This window comes from Streptomyces sp. NC-S4, assembly GCF_054353315.1.
This window is the reverse complement of record NZ_CM135937.1, coordinates 2,090,875-2,108,533: the sequence shown is the minus strand read 5'-3', so window position 1 is coordinate 2,108,533 and position 17,659 is coordinate 2,090,875. Positions and strand designations below refer to the sequence as shown.

General features: G+C 69.3%; 12 protein-coding genes. 6 read left to right on the top strand and 6 right to left on the bottom strand.

What is annotated here, in order from left to right; translation table 11 throughout:
* Nucleotides 1–31: 31 nt before the first annotated feature.
* The 4 genes from ACXNSR_RS09020 to ACXNSR_RS09005 form a co-directional block, all read right to left on the bottom strand.
* Nucleotides 32–1,639 (bottom strand): glycerol-3-phosphate dehydrogenase/oxidase, encoded by a 1,608-nt coding sequence (locus ACXNSR_RS09020; protein WP_458641594.1) that lies wholly within the window; start codon nt 1,637–1,639, stop codon nt 32–34.
* A gap of 40 nt (nt 1,640–1,679) precedes the next feature.
* Nucleotides 1,680–3,206: a glycerol kinase GlpK gene (glpK, locus tag ACXNSR_RS09015; RefSeq protein ID WP_458641593.1), complete on the bottom strand. Its 1,527-nt coding sequence runs from the start codon at nt 3,204–3,206 to the stop codon at nt 1,680–1,682.
* A gap of 81 nt (nt 3,207–3,287) precedes the next feature.
* The gene (locus ACXNSR_RS09010; protein WP_458641592.1) at nt 3,288–4,070 is read right to left on the bottom strand and encodes an MIP/aquaporin family protein; all 783 of its coding nucleotides are present in this window, start codon (nt 4,068–4,070) and stop codon (nt 3,288–3,290) included.
* Between the two features lie 314 nt (nt 4,071–4,384).
* Nucleotides 4,385–5,152: an IclR family transcriptional regulator gene (locus ACXNSR_RS09005; protein WP_458641591.1), complete on the bottom strand. Its 768-nt coding sequence runs from the start codon at nt 5,150–5,152 to the stop codon at nt 4,385–4,387.
* A gap of 275 nt (nt 5,153–5,427) precedes the next feature.
* Between ACXNSR_RS09005 and metH the strand changes: the two genes are divergently transcribed.
* The 4 genes from metH (at nt 5,428) to ACXNSR_RS08985 (ending at nt 13,594) form a co-directional block, all read left to right on the top strand.
* Complete coding sequence (metH, locus tag ACXNSR_RS09000; protein ID WP_458641590.1) at nt 5,428–8,940, top strand: methionine synthase; 3,513 nt, start codon at nt 5,428–5,430, stop codon at nt 8,938–8,940.
* A 113-nt stretch (nt 8,941–9,053) separates the two neighbouring features.
* A complete protein-coding gene (locus ACXNSR_RS08995; RefSeq protein WP_458641589.1) occupies nt 9,054–9,755 on the top strand; it encodes an HAD family hydrolase in 702 nt (233 codons plus the stop codon).
* 579 nt (nt 9,756–10,334) lie between these two features.
* On the top strand, nt 10,335–11,939 hold the full coding sequence (locus tag ACXNSR_RS08990) for an ABC transporter substrate-binding protein (protein ID WP_458641588.1): 1,605 nt from the start codon (nt 10,335–10,337) through the stop codon (nt 11,937–11,939).
* 71 nt (nt 11,940–12,010) lie between these two features.
* Nucleotides 12,011–13,594: an ABC transporter substrate-binding protein gene (locus ACXNSR_RS08985; RefSeq protein WP_458641587.1), complete on the top strand. Its 1,584-nt coding sequence runs from the start codon at nt 12,011–12,013 to the stop codon at nt 13,592–13,594.
* Nucleotides 13,595–13,715: 121 nt separating this feature from the next.
* Here ACXNSR_RS08985 and ACXNSR_RS08980 read toward each other — a convergent pair whose 3' ends face one another.
* Both ACXNSR_RS08980 and ACXNSR_RS08975 read right to left on the bottom strand, forming a co-directional pair.
* Nucleotides 13,716–14,387, bottom strand: coding sequence for a response regulator (locus tag ACXNSR_RS08980; RefSeq protein ID WP_458641586.1), 672 nt, complete (start codon nt 14,385–14,387; stop codon nt 13,716–13,718).
* A gap of 64 nt (nt 14,388–14,451) precedes the next feature.
* Nucleotides 14,452–15,345 carry a RecB family exonuclease gene (locus tag ACXNSR_RS08975; RefSeq protein ID WP_458641585.1) on the bottom strand — a complete coding sequence of 298 codons (894 nt, stop codon included), beginning with the start codon at nt 15,343–15,345 and terminating at the stop codon, nt 14,452–14,454.
* A gap of 221 nt (nt 15,346–15,566) precedes the next feature.
* Here ACXNSR_RS08975 and ACXNSR_RS08970 point away from each other — a divergent pair, with 221 nt between their 5' ends.
* Nucleotides 15,567–16,700 carry a site-2 protease family protein gene (locus ACXNSR_RS08970; protein WP_458643233.1) on the top strand — a complete coding sequence of 378 codons (1,134 nt, stop codon included), beginning with the start codon at nt 15,567–15,569 and terminating at the stop codon, nt 16,698–16,700.
* 18 nt (nt 16,701–16,718) lie between these two features.
* Complete coding sequence (locus ACXNSR_RS08965; RefSeq protein ID WP_362596102.1) at nt 16,719–17,615, top strand: tRNA (adenine-N1)-methyltransferase; 897 nt, start codon at nt 16,719–16,721, stop codon at nt 17,613–17,615.
* The last annotated feature ends 44 nt before the right edge of the window (nt 17,616–17,659 follow it).

The following is a 17,659-nucleotide window of genomic DNA, read 5'->3' as shown; positions in this document are numbered from 1 at the left end:
GAACCGCCCCTCTTCCCCACCTGCGTGAGAGCTATGCCTTGCGGGCCAGCATCTCCTCGACCCGGGCCTTCACGGAGTCGTCGTCCAGGCCGCGGATCGTCACCGTCGTACGGCGGCGCAGCACGTCGTCGACGGTCTCGGCCCACTCGTTGTCACGGGCGTAGGCGACCTGCGCCCAGATCTCCGGACCGTCCGGGTGGATCCGCTCGGCCAGTGCCGGGTCCTCGTTCGCGAGGCGCGCGATGTCGAACGCCAGCGAGCCGTAGTGGGAGGCCAGGTGGCGGGCCGTCAGCGGGTCCATCCGCGTCCCCGGCTCCCGGTCCACCAGCAGCCGGTGCGCGACCGCGTTCGGGTTGGCGACACCGGGGAGCGCGATCCGGCGTACCAGCGACTTCACCGGCTCCATGTCCTCGGTCAGCGGGCTGCCCGGGAGCTTCGCCAGCTTGTCCATGACCACACGGCCGATGTGGCGGTACGTCGTCCACTTGCCGCCGGCCACCGACAGCATGCCGCCGGCGCCCTCGGAGACGACGGTCTCGCGCTTGGCCTTCTCGACGCCGCCGGGGCCGCCGGGCAGCACCCGCAGGCCGGCGAAGGCGTACGTCATCAGCGAGCGGTCCAGGTCGGCGTCCTTCACCGAGAAGGCCGCCTCGTCCAGGATCTGCTGGATGTCGGACTCGGTGGCGCGCACGTCCGCCGGGTCGCCCTCGTACACCTCGTCGGTGGTGCCGAGCAGCAGCTGGTCCTCCCAGGGGAGGGCGAAGGTGATGCGGTACTTGTCGATCGGGGTGGCCATGGCGGCCTTCCACGGCGACTTGCGCTTCATGACGATGTGCGCGCCCTTGGAGAGGCGGATCGACGGCATGGAGTGCTTGTCCTCCATGCGCCGCAGGTGGTCCACCCACGGGCCGGTGGCGTTGAGCACGACGCGCGCGTCGACTCCGAACTCGGTGCCGTCCAGGCGGTCCTTGAGCTCGGCGCCGGTGACCCGGCCGCCGGTCTTGCGCAGGCCGGTGACCTCGGCGTGGTTGAGGACGACCGCGCCCGACTCGACGGCCGCGCGGACCGTCATGACGGCGACGCGGGAGTCGTTCATCTGGTGGTCGTAGTAGACCGCGACGGCCTTGAGGTTGTCCGTCTTCAGACCGGGGTTGTCGGCGACGGCACGGGCCGGGGATATGACCTTGCCCATGCCGTCGCCGAAGGCCGAGAGGGCGGAGTAGGCGAAGACGCCCGCGCCCAGCTTGGCCGCACCCACCGGACCGCCCTTGTAGACCGGCAGGTAGAAGGTGAGCGGGTTGACCAGGTGCGGGGCCACGTCCTTGGCCAGCACCCGCCGCTCGTGGTGGTTCTCGGCGACCAGCTTGACCGCGCCGGTCTGCAGGTAGCGCAGACCGCCGTGGACGAGCTTGGAGGAGGCCGAGGAGGTGGCGCCGGCGAAGTCGCCGGCGTCCACCATGGCAACCCGCAGGCCCGACTGCGCGGCGTGCCACGCCACGGAGGTGCCCAGGATTCCACCACCGATGACCAGCAGGTCGTACGTGGCCTTCGACAGCTGCTCACGGGTCTGGGCGCGGCTGACGTTGGCACCGGCGGTCGGGTGCGTGCCCAGTGCGGGAACGCTCTGCAGGCTGCTCATATCTCTCTTAGCTCCTCGTCGATTGACTCAGCTGGTGCGGTCAGCTGGCGTCTTCGTCGTCGACCCAGCCCATGGACCGCTCCACGGCCTTGAGCCAGCTCTTGTACTCGCGGTCCCGCTGGTCGGCGGGCATCCGCGGGGTCCACTCCGCCGCGCGGCGCCAGTTGGCGCGCAGGGCGTCGGTGTCGGGCCAGAAGCCGACGGCCAGGCCGGCGGCGTAGGCGGCGCCGAGGCAGGTGGTCTCGGCGACCATCGGGCGCACCACGGGGGCGTCCAGGAAGTCCGAGAGCGTCTGCATCAGCAGGTTGTTGGAGGTCATGCCGCCGTCGACCTTGAGGGCCGCGAGCTCGACGCCCGAGTCCTTGGTCATGGCGTCGGTGATCTCGCGGGTCTGCCAGGCGGTGGCCTCCAGGACGGCACGGGCGATGTGCGCCTTGGTGACGTACCGGGTGAGGCCGGCGACGACGCCGCGGGCGTCGGAGCGCCAGTACGGGGCGAACAGGCCGGAGAAGGCCGGCACGAAGTAGACGCCGCCGTTGTCCTCGACCGAGGAGGCCAGGGTCTCGATCTCGGCCGCGGACTTGATCAGGCCCATCTGGTCGCGCATCCACTGGACGAGCGAGCCGGTGACGGCGATGGAGCCCTCCAGCGCGTAGACCGGCTTCTGGTCGCCGATCTGGTAGCCGACCGTGGTCAGCAGGCCGCTGTAGGAGTTGATGACCTTGTCGCCGGTGTTCATCAGCATGAACGTTCCGGTGCCGTAGGTGGACTTGGCCTCGCCCTCGGCGAAACAGGTCTGGCCGAAGAGGGCGGCCTGCTGGTCACCGAGCGCCGAGGCGACCGGGACACCGGCGAGGACGCCGTCCTTGACGTGGCCGTAGACCTCGGCGGAGGACCTGATCTCCGGCAGGACGTTGAGCGGGACGCCCATGGACTCGGCGATCTTGTCGTCCCAGGCCAGGGTGTGCAGGTTCATCAGCATGGTGCGAGAGGCGTTGGTGACGTCGGTGACGTGCACGCCGCCCTGCGGGCCACCCGTGAGGTTCCAGATGATCCACGAGTCCATGGTGCCGAAGAGGATGTCGCCGGCCTCGGCGCGCTCCCGCAGGCCCTCGACGTTGTCGAGCAGCCAGCGGACCTTCGGGCCGGCGAAGTAGCTCGCCAGCGGCAGGCCGGTCTCGCGGCGGAAGCGGTCCTGGCCGACGTTGCGGCCGAGCTCCTTGCACAGGGCGTCGGTGCGGGTGTCCTGCCAGACCAGCGCGTTGTGCACCGGCTCGCCGGTGTGGCGGTCCCACAGGACCGTGGTCTCGCGCTGGTTGGTGATGCCGACGGCCTTGACGTCCGCGGCGGTGATCTCCGCCTTGGCGATCGCGCCGGCGACGACCTCCTGGACGTTGGTCCAGATCTCGGTGGCGTCGTGCTCGACCTGGCCCGGCTTCGGGAAGATCTGCTCGTGCTCCTTCTGGTCGACGGCGACGATGCGGCCGTCGCGGTCGAAGACGATGCAGCGGGAGGACGTGGTGCCCTGGTCGATCGCGGCGATGAAGGGGCCGGTGCTGGTGGTCATGTTGGCTGCTCCTGGCAGGTCGGTTGAGTAGGCGGAATCAGGAGGGCGGTGCGGATCTTACGATCTTGCCGGTACTGCTGATCAGGCGAACGCGATGTTGTACAGACCGCCGGCGAGCACGGCACCGACGAGCGGGCCGACCACCGGGATCCAGGAGTAACCCCAGTCGGAGCCGCCCTTGTTGGGCAGCGGCAGCAGGGCGTGCACGATACGCGGACCGAGGTCGCGCACCGGGTTGATGGCGTAGCCGGTCGGGCCACCGAGCGAGAGACCGATGCCGACGACCACGAACGAGGTGATCAGGACGCCGATGACACCGAGGCCCTTGCCGCCGTCCTGGAGGCCCTGGGTCAGGATCGCCAGGACCAGGACGGCGGTACCGATGATCTCGGTCGCCAGGTTCTGCACGACGTTACGGATCTCGGGGCCGGTGGAGAAGATGCCGAGCACCGGACCGGCCATGTCGTGCGGGTGCGGGTCCTCGGGACCGAGCTTGGCGTCGCGGATGTGCTCCGGGTCGGCCAGGTGGACGCGGAACTGCCCGTAGTAGGTGATCCACATCAGGACCGCGCCGAGCATGGCGCCCAGCAGCTGGCCGGCGAAGTAGACGGGCGTGTCGCCCCACTCGCCGGTCTTGACGGCGAGGCCGACGGTGACCGCCGGGTTGAGGTGCGCACCGGAGAGCGGCGCGGACACGTAGGCCGCGATGAGGACGGCGAAGCCCCAGCCGAAGGTGATCGCGAGCCAGCCCGCATTGCGGGCCTTGGAGCTCTTGAGTGTCACGGCGGCGCAGACGCCACCACCGAGCAGGGTGAGCAGGGCGGTACCGATGGTCTCGCCGATGAAGATGTCGGAGCTGGACACCCGCGACTCCTTACGTACGTCCAGGGGTGGGCGGACACCGGGTCCCTCCGGTGGTTCCGCGCACTCGGTGAGTGCTGCACCGGTCCTTGGCCTTGTCGCATCCTAGCGCGTATTGCCGGTAGGTGTTCGACAATGCCGACCGATGAACGGCAGTTTTCCGCCCAGGTGAAGAATGCGTCAAGGGTCGGCCAGGCCAATGTGTCGGATCGTTACCCGTAGGTGCGATCGACCAAATCCAGCCATTCGAAGGCCGGGATATGGCGAAAAATGGGCAGAAGGGGGCCAAGTGATGGCCGAAGCCTGCTAAAGGGAGGTCAGAACCGGCCTGCGCCGAGATCGCGTGAAACCGCGCGCGCACAGTCGCGCACCGAGGCCACCAGGGCCGCGCGGGGCTCGCCGCCCTCGCCGCAGACCCGCTCCACGGCACCCGCCACCGCCACCGCGCCCACCGGCATCCGGCGCCGGTCGTGGATCGGTGCCGCCACCGAGGCGATGCCCTCCCACGTCTCCTCGACGTCCGCGGCCCAGCCGCGCGCCCGTGTCAGGCCGAGGATCTCCTCGAAGCCGACGGTGTCGGTGACCGTACGGGGGGTGAACGCGTCGCGCTCCGCCTCCAGCGCCTCGGTGTGCGCCACCGGGTCGTAGGCCGACAGCACCTTGCCCAGGGCCGTGGAGTGCAGCGGCTGCATGGCGCCGACCTCCAGCACCTGACGGCTGTCGTCGGGGCGGAACACGTGGTGCATGATCAGCACCCCGCTCTGGTGCAGCACGCCCACGTACACGCTCTCGCCGCTCGCCCGGGCCAGGTCGTCCGTCCACACCAGGGCGCGGGCGCGCAGCTCGTGCACGTCGAGGTAGCTGTTGCCCAGGCGCAGCAGCTCCGCGCCCAGCTGGTAGCGGCCGGAGGCCGGGTCCTGCTCCACGAAGCCCTCGGCCTGCAGGGTGCGCAGGATGCCGTGGGCCGTGCCCTTGGCCAGGCCCAGCGAGGACGCCACGTCCGAGAGTCCCAGCCGGCGCTCGCCGCCGGCCAGGAGTCGCAGCATCGCAGCGGCTCGTTCGAGCGACTGGATGTTCCGTGCCATCGCGCAGCCTCCTGCAGACCTTCGGTAATACTGACCATCTTGACGCGGTTCGACAATGCTGAACAGTATCGGTCGATGTCGACCTTGCGCACCGTCGGACAGCTGTTCGGCGTACCGTCGCCGGGACACCCCGCGGAAACTCCCCGCCACAGAATGCAGTCCGCCACGTGGGACACCCACACCGGGGCGGGTGCCTCGCGGTTACCCTGGCCGCGTGCACCCTTGACACAGCGGGGGTGCAAAGCCGACAGCCGTCGCATCCCAGGGAGCACTCCATGGCCTCGTTGCCGAACCCGCCCGCCGACACCCAGACCCGGGCCGATGCCCTCCGGGAGGCGCTCGCGACCCGCGTGGTCGTCGCCGACGGAGCCATGGGAACGATGCTCCAGGCGCAGGACCCCACCATGGAGGACTTCCAGCAGCTCGAAGGCTGCAACGAGGTCCTCAACGTCACCCGCCCCGACATCGTGCGCTCCGTCCACGAGGCGTACTTCTCGGCGGGCGTGGACTGCGTCGAGACCAACACCTTCGGCACGAACTACGCGGCGCTCGCCGAGTACGACATCGCCGAACGCAATTTCGAGCTGTCGGAGGCCGGCGCGCGCATCGCCCGCCAGGTCGCCGACGAGTTCACCGCCTCCACCGGACAGCAGCGCTGGGTCCTCGGCTCCATGGGCCCCGGCACCAAGCTCCCCACGCTCGGCCACATCGGCTACGCCCAGATCCGCGACGCCTACCAGATCAACGCCGAGGGCCTGCTCTCCGGCGGCGCCGACGCGCTGCTCGTCGAGACCACCCAGGACCTCCTGCAGACGAAGTCCTCGATCATCGGCGCCCGCCGGGCCATGGAAGCCCTCGGCGTCACGGTCCCGCTGATCTGTTCCGTCACCGTCGAGACCACCGGCACCATGCTCCTCGGATCGGAGATCGGCGCGGCCCTGACCGCCCTGGAGCCGCTGGGCATCGACATGATCGGCCTGAACTGCGCCACCGGCCCCGCCGAGATGAGCGAGCACCTGCGCTACCTCGCGCGCAACGCCCGCATCCCGCTCTCCTGCATGCCCAACGCCGGCCTGCCCGTCCTGACCAAGGAGGGCGCGCACTACCCGCTGACCGCCCCCGAGCTGGCGGACGCCCAGGAGACCTTCGTCCGCGAGTACGGGCTCTCCCTGGTCGGCGGCTGCTGCGGCACGACCCCCGAGCACCTGCGCCAGGTCGTCGAGCGGGTCCGCGGCACGGCCGTCGTCCAGCGCGACCCCCGGCCCGAGCCCGGCGCCGCCTCGCTCTACCAGACCGTGCCCTTCCGCCAGGACACCTCGTACATGGCGATCGGCGAGCGCACCAACGCCAACGGCTCCAAGAAGTTCCGCGAGGCCATGCTGGAGGCCCGCTGGGACGACTGCGTGGAGATGGCGCGCGACCAGATCCGCGAGGGCGCGCACATGCTCGACCTCTGCGTGGACTACGTCGGCCGCGACGGCGTCGCCGACATGGAGGAGCTCGCCGGCCGCTTCGCCACCGCCTCCACCCTGCCGATCGTGCTGGACTCCACCGAGGTTCCCGTGATCAAGGCGGGCCTGGAGAAGCTCGGCGGCCGCGCGGTCATCAACTCCGTGAACTACGAGGACGGCGACGGCCCCGAGTCCCGCTTCGCCAAGGTCACCCGACTGGCCCAGGAGCACGGCGCCGCGCTCATCGCGCTGACCATCGACGAGGAGGGCCAGGCCCGCACGGTCGAGCACAAGGTCGCCATCGCCGAACGGCTCATCGAGGACCTCACGGCCAACTGGGGGATCCGCGAGTCCGACATCCTCATCGACACGCTGACCTTCACCATCTGCACCGGCCAGGAGGAGTCCCGGAAGGACGGCATCGCCACGATCGAGGCGATCCGCGAGCTCAAGCGGCTCCACCCGGACGTCCAGACCACCCTCGGCCTGTCCAACATCTCCTTCGGCCTCAACCCGGCCGCCCGCGTCCTGCTGAACTCGGTCTTCCTCGACGAGTGCGTCAAGGCCGGCCTGGACTCCGCCATCGTCCACGCCTCCAAGATCCTGCCGATCGCCCGCTTCGACGAGGAGCAGGTCACCACCGCCCTCGACCTGATCTACGACCGGCGGGACGGCGACTACGACCCGCTGCAGAAGCTGATGGCCCTCTTCGAGGGCGTCAACACCAAGTCCCTCAAGGCCGGCCGCGCCGAGGAGCTCCTCGCCCTGCCGCTGGACGAGCGACTGCAGCGCCGCATCATCGACGGCGAGAAGAACGGCCTGGAGGCCGACCTCGACGAGGCCCTGGCGACCCGCCCCGCCCTCGACATCGTCAACGACACCCTCCTGGAGGGCATGAAGGTCGTCGGCGAGCTCTTCGGCTCGGGCCAGATGCAGCTCCCCTTCGTCCTCCAGTCCGCCGAGGTCATGAAGACGGCCGTCGCCTACCTCGAACCGCACATGGAGAAGACCGACGACGAGGGCAAGGGCACGATCGTGCTCGCCACCGTCCGCGGCGACGTCCACGACATCGGCAAGAACCTCGTCGACATCATCCTCACCAACAACGGCTACAACGTCGTCAACATCGGCATCAAGCAGCCCGTCTCCGCGATCCTCGAAGCCGCGCAGGAGCACAAGGCCGACGTCATCGGCATGTCCGGCCTGCTCGTGAAGTCGACCGTGATCATGAAGGAGAACCTGGAGGAGCTGAACCAGCGCAAGCTGGCCGCCGACTACCCGGTGATCCTCGGCGGCGCCGCCCTGACCCGCGCCTACGTCGAGCAGGACCTCCACGAGATCTACGAGGGCGAGGTCCGCTACGCCCGCGACGCGTTCGAGGGCCTGCGCCTCATGGACGCCCTGATCGCCGTCAAGCGCGGTGTTCCCGGCGCGACCCTGCCGGAGCTCAAGCAGCGCCGCGTCGCCAAGCGTGACACTCCGGCCCTCCAGGTCGAGGAGGCCGAGGAGCCCGGCGGCCGCTCCGACGTCTCGGTCGACAACCCGGTCCCCGCCCCGCCGTTCTGGGGCACCCGCGTGGTCAAGGGCATCCCGCTCAAGGACTACGCCTCCTGGCTGGACGAGGGGGCCCTCTTCAAGGGCCAGTGGGGCCTCAAGCAGGCCCGCGCGGGCGGGGCCACGTACGAGGAGCTCGTCGAGAGCGAGGGGCGTCCGCGCCTGCGCGGCCTGCTGGAGAAGCTGCACACCGAGAACCTGCTCGAAGCCGCGGTCGTCTACGGATACTTCCCCTGCGTCTCCAAGGGCGAGGACCTGATCATCCTCGACGACGCCGGCAACGAGCGGACCCGCTTCACCTTCCCGCGCCAGCGCCGCGGCCGGCGCCTGTGCCTCGCGGACTTCTTCCGCCCGGAGGAGTCCGGCGAGACCGACGTCGTCGGCCTGCAGGTGGTGACCGTCGGCTCGAAGATCGGCGAGGCCACGGCCAAGCTGTTCGAGTCGGACTCCTACCGCGAGTACCTGGAGCTGCACGGCCTCTCGGTCCAGCTCGCCGAGGCCATGGCCGAGTACTGGCACGCCCGCGTCCGCGCCGAGCTCGGATTCGGCGGCGAGGACCCGGCGAAGGTCGAGGACATGTTCGACCTCAAGTACCGCGGTGCCCGCTTCTCGCTCGGCTACGGCGCCTGCCCCGACCTGGAGGACCGCGCGAAGATCGCCGACCTGCTGGAGCCGGAGCGGATCGGCGTCCACCTGTCGGAGGAGTTCCAGCTCCACCCGGAGCAGTCCACCGACGCGATCGTGATTCACCACCCCGAAGCCAAGTATTTCAACGCACGCTGAGCTCGACCGACGTACACTTGTCGGTCCCATACAGGCCGGTCGCCTGTTCCCCGGGGTCGTATGCCCCGCGGAAGAGGTGACCGGCCTTCTCGTCCCTTCTGAGAGGCATGCGCATGACGAGCACCGTTCCCGCCCCCGTCGCCCGTACGGCCGACGGTTCTGCCCTGCAGGCGGTGCTGCTCGACATGGACGGCACCCTCGTCGACACCGAGGGCTTCTGGTGGGAGATCGAGGCGGAGATCTTCCAGGAGCTGGGCCACCGCCTCGACGAGGCCTGGCGCGACGTGGTCGTCGGCGGCCCCATGAGCCGCAGCGCGACCTTCCTGATCGAGTCGACCGGCGCCGCCATCGGCCTCGCCGAGCTGAGCGTCCTGCTCAACGAGCGCTTCGAGGCCCGCATCGCCGACCGGGTGCCGCTGATGCCCGGGGCCGAGCGGCTGCTGGCCGAGCTCGCCCGGCACAACGTGCCCACCGCGCTCGTCTCCGCCTCCCACCGCCGGGTCATCGACCAGGTCCTGCTCACCCTCGGCCGCGACCGCTTCACGATGACGGTCGCCGGCGACGAGGTGGCCCGTACCAAGCCGCACCCCGACCCGTACCTGTTCGCCGCGCGCTCGCTGGGCGCGCACCCCTCGCGCTGCGCGGTCATCGAGGACACCCACACCGGCGTGGCGGCCGCCGAGGCCGCCGGCTGCCGGGTCGTGGCCATCCCCTCGGTCGGCGTGATCGAACCCGCCCCGGGGCGTACGGTCGTCCGCTCGCTGGAGGACGTGGACCTGGCGTTCCTGCGCTCGATCATCGCCCCGTTTAACTGAGAGTGACGATCCCGGCCTCCAGTCGGGCACGCACGACCCAAGCGGACACATCGGCATGCACTGGCGTACATCGGTATGCATTGCCACGCAACGGAGCCCCCCGAGTACGCTCCGTGCCGAACGGAACGCTGCCCGACGGCGCCCTGGCGGAAGGATCTTCCGCCGCAGGCCCTGGAGGCTGAAATTCCATCCCCTCCACGGCCGTTGCTCAGGGTGACCTTGGTCACCCCGAGCACCGTCGGCGGGTCCACCCCGGGGCCTCCGCGGCTTCCAATGTGTCCGCATTGATCAGCCCCTGACCGAATCTGAGCAGCCTGCCTGCGAACAGGCAGTTCGCTCCGATCACAGTGCGGTTACGCCCCAAGTTCCGGCGGTTCCAGCCATCCCGCCCCGGACCACTACTGTCGATGCGGGCACTACGCCGCACCTCAGCCGGCCCCGACACACACCCCTGTGCCGGGACCGCGTGGACCGATCGTCACAACACCGGCCCGATCGTTCCGCCCCGAACGGGCGACCGACGCGAAGTGCCCTCTACGCCGCTTTGAACAAGTGCCGGTTACAGGGAGTACTTCCAGCATGAACCGCAAGACCATGGTGCTGACGGCCGCGGCCGGACTGCTCACCCCCGCGCTGGCCGCCTGCGGCACCGCGAGCGGCGGAGGAGCAGGATCCGGAGCGATCGTCGTCGGAACCACCGATCGGTTCGAGGCCGCAGACTTCGCTCCCGCCCCCTTCGACCCGGCCTACGCCTACGACGCCAGCACCTGGAACATCCTGCGCCAGACCGTCCAGACGCTGATGCACACCCCGCGCGGCGGCGGCCAGCCCGTCCCCGAAGCGGCCTCCGCCTGCCGCTTCACCGACGCCGGCAACCAGAGCTACCGCTGTACCCTGCGCCCCGGTCTGAAGTTCGCCGACGGTGAGTCCCTCACCGCCAAGGACGTCAAGTTCTCCATCGACCGCGTCCGCGCCATCAAGGACGAGAACGGCCCCTCCTCGCTGCTCTCCACCCTCGACAAGGTCGAGGTCAAGGGCGAGGACACCGTCGTCTTCCACCTGAAGACCCCGGACGCGACCTTCCCGTTCAAGCTCTCCACCCCCGCCGCCGGCATCGTCAGCGAGAAGAACTACGACGCCAAGAAGCTCCGCGAGGGCTTCGCCGTGGACGGCTCCGGCCCGTACACGATGAAGGCCGAGGTCAAGGGCAACCAGCTGGTCCGCGCCGTCTTCACCAAGAACCCGCACTACAAGGGCGACCTCAAGCTGCAGAACGACAAGGTCGAACTGCGCACCTTCACCGACTCCCCGGCCATGGGCAAGGCACTCACCGACGGGAAGATCCACATGGTCTCCCGCACCCTGTCGCCGGCCCAGATCGCCGAGTTCAGCGCCCAGCCGCCCAAGGGCGTCAAGCTGGTCCCGATGCCCGGCCTGGAGATCCGCTACCTCGGCTTCAACACCGAGGCGCCGGTCGTCAAGGACAAGGCCGTACGCCAGGCGCTCGCCGCCGCCGTCGACCGCGGCCAGCTCATCTCCAAGGTCTACGGCAAGTCCGCCCAGCCGCTCTACTCGCTGGTCCCCACCACCGTGACGGGCCACGTCAACTCCTTCTACAACAAGTACGGCGAGGCCAACACGCCCAAGGCCGCCGCCCTGCTGAAGGAGGCCGGGATCAAGACCCCGGTCAAGCTGACCCTGAACTACACCAGCGACCACTACGGCGACGGCACGGCCGCCGAGTTCGAGGCCCTCAAGGCCCAGCTCAACTCCACCGGCCTGTTCGACATCACCGTCCAGGGCAGCGAGTGGACGGACTTCCGCCCCGCGCAGAAGAAGGGCGACCACGCCGCCTACGGGCTCGGCTGGTTCCCCGACTACCCGGACGCCGACAACTTCCTCGCCCCGTTCCTGGAGCAGGACAACTTCCTGGGCACGCCGTACACCAACAACACGGTGCGCAGCAAGCTCATCCCCGAATCCCGGCGGGCGGGCGACCGTACGATCGCCGTCCCCGCGATCACGGAGATACAGGACATCGTCGCCGAGGACGTGCCCGTCCTGCCCCTGTGGCAGGGCAAGCAGTACGTCGCCGCACGCGACGGCATCACCGGAGTGGAGTGGTCGGTCAACGCCATCTCCGACCTCCAGTTGTGGGAGCTCGGTCGCGGTGTAAGCGGCTGAGCAAGGCAAAGACCGGCAGCGGGTGTCGCGGGCCGGAGCAACGAAACAGTTCGACTGTGAAGGACGTTCGCGTGAATCGACGTAACCAGTGGCTGGCGGCCCCGCTCGGCGCAGCCACCGCCGCCGCGCTGCTCAGCGGTTGCGGTTCGACCGATGGCTCCAATGCCGGCAGCGGCAAGGGCGTGGTCATGGGCATATCCGACAAGGTGAAGTCCGTCGACCCGGCATCGGGCTACGACCCGGGCTCCTGGCTGCTGTTCAACAACGTCTTCCAGTCGCTGCTGAGCTTCCCCAAGGGCGGCACCACCCCCGAGCCCGACGCCGCCCAGGCCTGCGGCTTCGAGGGCGCCGACAGCAAGCTCTTCAAGTGCACCCTGCGCGACGGCCTGAAGTTCAGCAACGGCCACAGCCTCACCTCGAAGGACGTCAAGTTCTCCTTCGAGCGCACCCTGAAGATCAACGACGCGAACGGCCCCGCCGTCATGCTCGCGTCGATCGCGAGCATCGACGCCCCCGACGACAAGACCGTCGTCTTCAAGCTCAAGACCTCCGACGCCACCTTCCCCAGCAAGATCGCGTCGGGCGCCGGCTCCATCGTCGACCGCACCGAGTACCCGGCCGACAAGCTGCGCACCGACAACAAGGCCGTCGGCTCCGGCGTCTACAAGCTCGACTCCTTCGGCGAGAAGAGCGCCACCTTCTCCGTCAACGAGTCCTACAGCGGCAAGGCCAAGGCCAAGAACACCGGCGTCACGCTGAAGTTCTTCAACGGCGACCAGGCCGGCCTCAAGACCGTCCTGGAGAGCGGCGACGTCGACTTCGCCTTCCGCGGCCTCGCTGCCAAGGACATCGCCGCCCTCGCCTCCAGCAAGACCGGCGACAACAAGGTCGACGTCGTCCAGGGCACCGGCGCCGAGGTCGAGCACATGGTGTTCAACGTCAACGACCCCGTCGTCGGCAAGCTCCCCGTGCGCAAGGCCATCGCCTACCTCATCGACCGCGAAGCCCTCGTCCGGGACGTGTACGCCGGCACCGCCACCGCGCTCTACTCCATCGTGCCCACCGGCATCGCCGGCCACACGACCCCGTTCTTCGACCGCTACGGCGGCACCCCGCAGGTCGACAAGGCCAAGGCCGTCCTCAAGGCCGCCAACATCAACGGCAAGATCAAGCTCACCCTGTACTCCACCCCGTCCCGCTACGGCCCCTCCACGGACCAGCAGTTCGAGGTCATCGCCAAGCAGCTCAACGACAGCGGCCTCTTCGACGCCGACGTCAAGTCCGTCGAGTACGAGCAGTACGAGAAGGACATCCAGGCCGGCAAGTACGGCGTGTACGTCAAGGGCTGGGTGCCCGACTACCCGGACGCCGACAACTTCACGCAGCCGTTCTTCGGCCCGGACAACGTGCTGAACAACAACTACGACAACAAGGAGATCACCGGGACGATCATCCCGTCGACCTCCGCGAAGTCCGACCGCACCGCGGCCAACACCGACTACAACCGCCTCCAGGACATCGTCGCCGAGGAGCTCCCGCTCATCCCGCTCTGGCAGGGCAAGCAGTACGCCGTCACCCGCCAGAACGTCAGCGGCCTGCAGTGGTCCCTCGACGCCTCGACCGTCTTCCGCTTCTGGGAGATCAGCAAGGGCTGACGCCGACCGAGCCGGGCCCGCCCAGGGCGGGCCCGGCACCGGCACCACGCGGAGGGGGCCGTACGCGCACGAGCGCGTACGGCCCCCTCCGCGCATCCGCGTCCGGCCGGACCTCACAGGACTACTGGGCCCCGGGACGCACCAGACCGCTCTCGTACGCGTACACCGCAGCCTGGACCCGGTCCCGCAGCCCCAGCTTCGTCAGCACGTGCCCCACATGCGTCTTGACCGTCGTCTCGCTCACGAACAGATCCGCCGCGATCTCCGCGTTCGACAGCCCCCGGGACACCAGCTTCAGCACCTCGACCTCACGCTCGGTCAGCGTCCCCAAGGAGTTCGGCAGGCTCTCCTCACCCGACGGAAGATGCCCCGCGTACTTGTCCAGCAGCCGCCGCGTGATACTCGGCGCGAGCATCGCCTCACCCGCCGCGACCACCCGGATCGCCTGCACCAGCTCGTTCGCCGGCGCGTCCTTCAGCAGGAACCCGCTCGCCCCCGCCCGCAGCGCCTCCACCACGTACTCGTCCAGATCGAACGTGGTCAGCACCAGCACCTTCGCCGGCCCGTCCCGATCCGGACCCGTGATCTGCCGGGTCGCCTCCACCCCGTCCATCCGCGGCATCCGGATGTCCATCAGCACCACATCGGGCTGCAGCGCCCGCACCTGGTCCAGCGCCTGCAGCCCGTCCCCGGCCTCACCGACCACCGCCAGGTCCTCCTCCGCCTCCAGGATCATCCGGAAGCCGGTGCGCAGCAGCGGCTGGTCGTCGACCAGAAGGACGCGGATCGCCACGGGGTCTACCTCGAATTCGTCGGACGGCAACGGCAGGCCCGACCATTCTGCCCTGACACCGGGATCACGACTCGGCCGGGAGCTCCGCCTCCCGCCGCGGCGAGATCACCAGAGGATAGGGCGGGGGAGTACCACCGAACTCCGGACACACCGCCCGATGATCACACCAGCCGCACAGCTTCGTCGGCCGCGGCCGCCACTCACCCGACTCCGTCGCCTCCCGGATCGCGTCCCACAACGCGAGCAGCTTGCGCTCCACCCGCTCCAGATCCGCGATCACCGGGTCATACGTCAGCACGTCCCCACTGCCCAGATACACCAGCTGCAGCCGCCGCGGCACCACCCGCTTCAGCCGCCACACCACCAGCGCGTAGAACTTCATCTGGAACAGCGCACCCTCCGCGTACTCCGGCCGCGGCGCCTTCCCCGTCTTGTAGTCGACGATCCGCACCTCACCCGACGGCGCCACGTCCACCCGGTCGATGATCCCCCGCAGACGCAGCCCCGAATCCAGCTCCGTCTCCACGAAGAACTCCCGCTCCACCGGCTCCAGCCGCGTCGGATCCTCCAACGTGAACCACCGCTCGACCAGCGCCTCCGCCTCCGTCAGCCACCGCGCCAGCCCCGCCCCCTCGTCACCCTCCGGGAACAGCTCCGCCAGCTCCGGCTTCGACTCCAGCAACCGGTCCCACTGCCCCGGAACCAACGCCTTCGCCCGCGGCGCCGTCCGCTCCTGCGCCGGATGATCGAAGAGCCGCTCCAGCACCGCATGCACCAGCGTCCCGCGGGTAGCAGCGGCACTGGGCTTCTCCGGCAGCCTGTCGATCACCCGGAACCGGTACAGCAACGGACACTGCATGAAATCACTCGCCCGCGAAGGAGAGAGCGAAGAGGGCGCCACAGCACCCCGCGCATCGGCATCGGCTGCGCCAGGCACAGCACCGGGGCTCGTCGTCATGCACAAAACCCTACGACCCGCCACCGACAGGACGCGCATACCATCGACGCCAAGCCCCCTCGCACTGCATGATCAGAGCATCACGACGCGCTACAGCACCAGCCCGTACGCGAACAGAACACACTGGAAACACCAGCACCGAACGAAGGACAACCGTGGCAGACACCGACGAAACCGGCGAGCGCGCAGGCGGCCGCTCCGGACCGGGCGGCGGACTCCTCATGGGCCGCCCCTTCGGCGTGCCCGTCTACGTCTCGCCCAGCTGGTTCCTCGTCGCCGCCCTCATCACCTGGGTCTTCGGCGACCAGCTCGACCGCGTCCTGCCCGACCTCGGACCCGTCCGCTACCTCGTCTCCCTCTTCTTCGCCGTCGCCTTCTACGCCTCCGTCCTGGTCCACGAACTCGCGCACACCGTCGCAGCCCTGCGCTTCAAGCTCCCCGTGCGCCGCATCCAGCTCCAGTTCTTCGGCGGAGTCTCCGAGATCGAAAAGGAATCCGAGACACCCGGCCGCGAATTCGTCCTCGCCTTCGTCGGCCCCCTGCTCTCCCTCCTCCTCACCGGAGCCTTCTACCTCGGCATGAAAGCCGTCGACCCGGCCACCGTCCCCGGCGTCCTCCTCGCCGGCCTGATGATCTCCAACCTCCTGGTCGCCGCCTTCAACCTGCTCCCCGGCCTCCCCCTCGACGGCGGCCGCATGCTCCGAGCCGTCATCTGGGGCATCACCGGCAAACCCATGACCGGCACCATCGCCGCCGCCTGGGTCGGCCGCGGCCTCGCCCTCGCCGTCCTCCTCGGCCTCCCCCTCCTCACCCACACCGGAGTCCTCGGCAACCGCACCGAGGAAATCGGCGGCATGAACACCGTCATGGACGCCCTCCTCGCCGCCATCCTCGCCGGCATCATCTGGACCGGCGCCGGCAACAGCCTGCGCATGGCCCGCCTGCGCGAACACCTCCCCGAACTGCGAGCCCGCACCCTCACCCGACGCGCCATCCCCGTCGAGAACACCACCCCCCTCTCCGAAGCCCTCCGCCGCGCCAACGAAGCAGGCGCCCGCGCCCTCGTCGTCGTCGACGGACAGGGCGACCCCACCGCCATCGTCCGCGAAACCGCCATCGCCTCCGTCCCCGAACACCGCCGCCCCTGGGTCGCCGTCAGCACCCTCGCCCAGGACCTCACCGACGGCATGAAGGTTTCAGCGGACCTCACCGGCGAAGAACTCCTCGACCACCTCCGCGCCACCCCCGCCACCGAATACCTCGTCCTCGAACCCGGCGGCGCCATCTACGGCGTCCTGTCCACCCTCGACGTCGAAAAGGCCTTCGTGAAGGCCATGGCACGGCCCCAGTCCTGAAGCCAATACACTGGTCACATGTCCGAACCGACCGGTGCCGCCCGCCGACGCGGGCCCTTCGAGGTCGGGGACCAGGTACAGCTCACCGACCCCAAGGGCCGCCACTACACGTTCACGCTCGAAGCCGGGAAGAATTTCCACACCCACAAGGGTTCCTTCCCGCACGACGAGCTGATCGGTGCTCCCGAAGGCAGCGTTGTCCGCACCACGGGCAACGTCGCATACCTCGCGCTGCGCCCCCTGCTCCCCGACTATGTCCTGTCCATGCCCCGCGGCGCCGCCGTGGTCTACCCCAAGGACGCAGGCCAGATCCTGGCCTTCGCCGACATCTTCCCCGGCGCACGCGTCGTGGAAGCGGGAGTGGGCTCCGGCTCCCTGAGCAGCTTCCTGCTGCGCGCCATCGGCGACCAGGGCATGCTCCACAGCTACGAGCGCCGCGCGGACTTCGCCGAGATCGCCACCGCCAACGTCGAACGCTACTTCGGCGGACCCCACCCCGCGTGGCAGCTGACCGTCGGCGACCTCCAGGACAACCTGTCCGACACCGACGTCGACCGCGTCATCCTCGACATGCTCGCCCCCTGGGAATGCCTGGAAGCCGTCTCCAAGGCCCTGGTCCCCGGCGGCATCCTGTGCTGCTACGTGGCCACCACCACCCAGCTGTCCAAGACCGTCGAGTCCATCCGCGAGATCGGCTGCTTCGCCGAGCCGCAGCCGTGGGAATCGATGATCCGCAACTGGCACGTGGAAGGCCTCGCCGTCCGCCCCGACCACCGGATGATCGGCCACACCGGCTTCCTCGTCACCGCCCGCCGCCTCGCGGACGGCGTCGAGCCCCCCATGCGCCGCCGCCGCCCCGCCAAGGGCGCCTACGGCGAGGACTACGAAGGCCCCGGCAGCGACCGCTCCGCCTGACCGCCCCGCAGACCCAACACGAAGGCGCTGCGGCACAGTTCCCC

Excerpts from the sequence above, each read along its gene's own strand:
- ACXNSR_RS09020 (WP_458641594.1), bottom strand. The coding sequence starts at position 1,639 with ATGAGCAGCCTGCAGAGCGTTCCCGCACTGGGCACGCACCCGACCGCC.
- glpK (WP_458641593.1), bottom strand. The coding sequence starts at position 3,206 with ATGACCACCAGCACCGGCCCCTTCATCGCCGCGATCGACCAGGGCACC.
- ACXNSR_RS09005 (WP_458641591.1), bottom strand. The coding sequence starts at position 5,152 with ATGGCACGGAACATCCAGTCGCTCGAACGAGCCGCTGCGATGCTGCGA.
- metH (WP_458641590.1), top strand. The coding sequence starts at position 5,428 with ATGGCCTCGTTGCCGAACCCGCCCGCCGACACCCAGACCCGGGCCGAT.
- ACXNSR_RS08995 (WP_458641589.1), top strand. The coding sequence starts at position 9,054 with ATGACGAGCACCGTTCCCGCCCCCGTCGCCCGTACGGCCGACGGTTCT.
- ACXNSR_RS08990 (WP_458641588.1), top strand. The coding sequence starts at position 10,335 with ATGAACCGCAAGACCATGGTGCTGACGGCCGCGGCCGGACTGCTCACC.
- ACXNSR_RS08975 (WP_458641585.1), bottom strand. The coding sequence starts at position 15,345 with ATGACGACGAGCCCCGGTGCTGTGCCTGGCGCAGCCGATGCCGATGCG.
- ACXNSR_RS08970 (WP_458643233.1), top strand. The coding sequence starts at position 15,567 with ATGGGCCGCCCCTTCGGCGTGCCCGTCTACGTCTCGCCCAGCTGGTTC.
- ACXNSR_RS08965 (WP_362596102.1), top strand. The coding sequence starts at position 16,719 with ATGTCCGAACCGACCGGTGCCGCCCGCCGACGCGGGCCCTTCGAGGTC.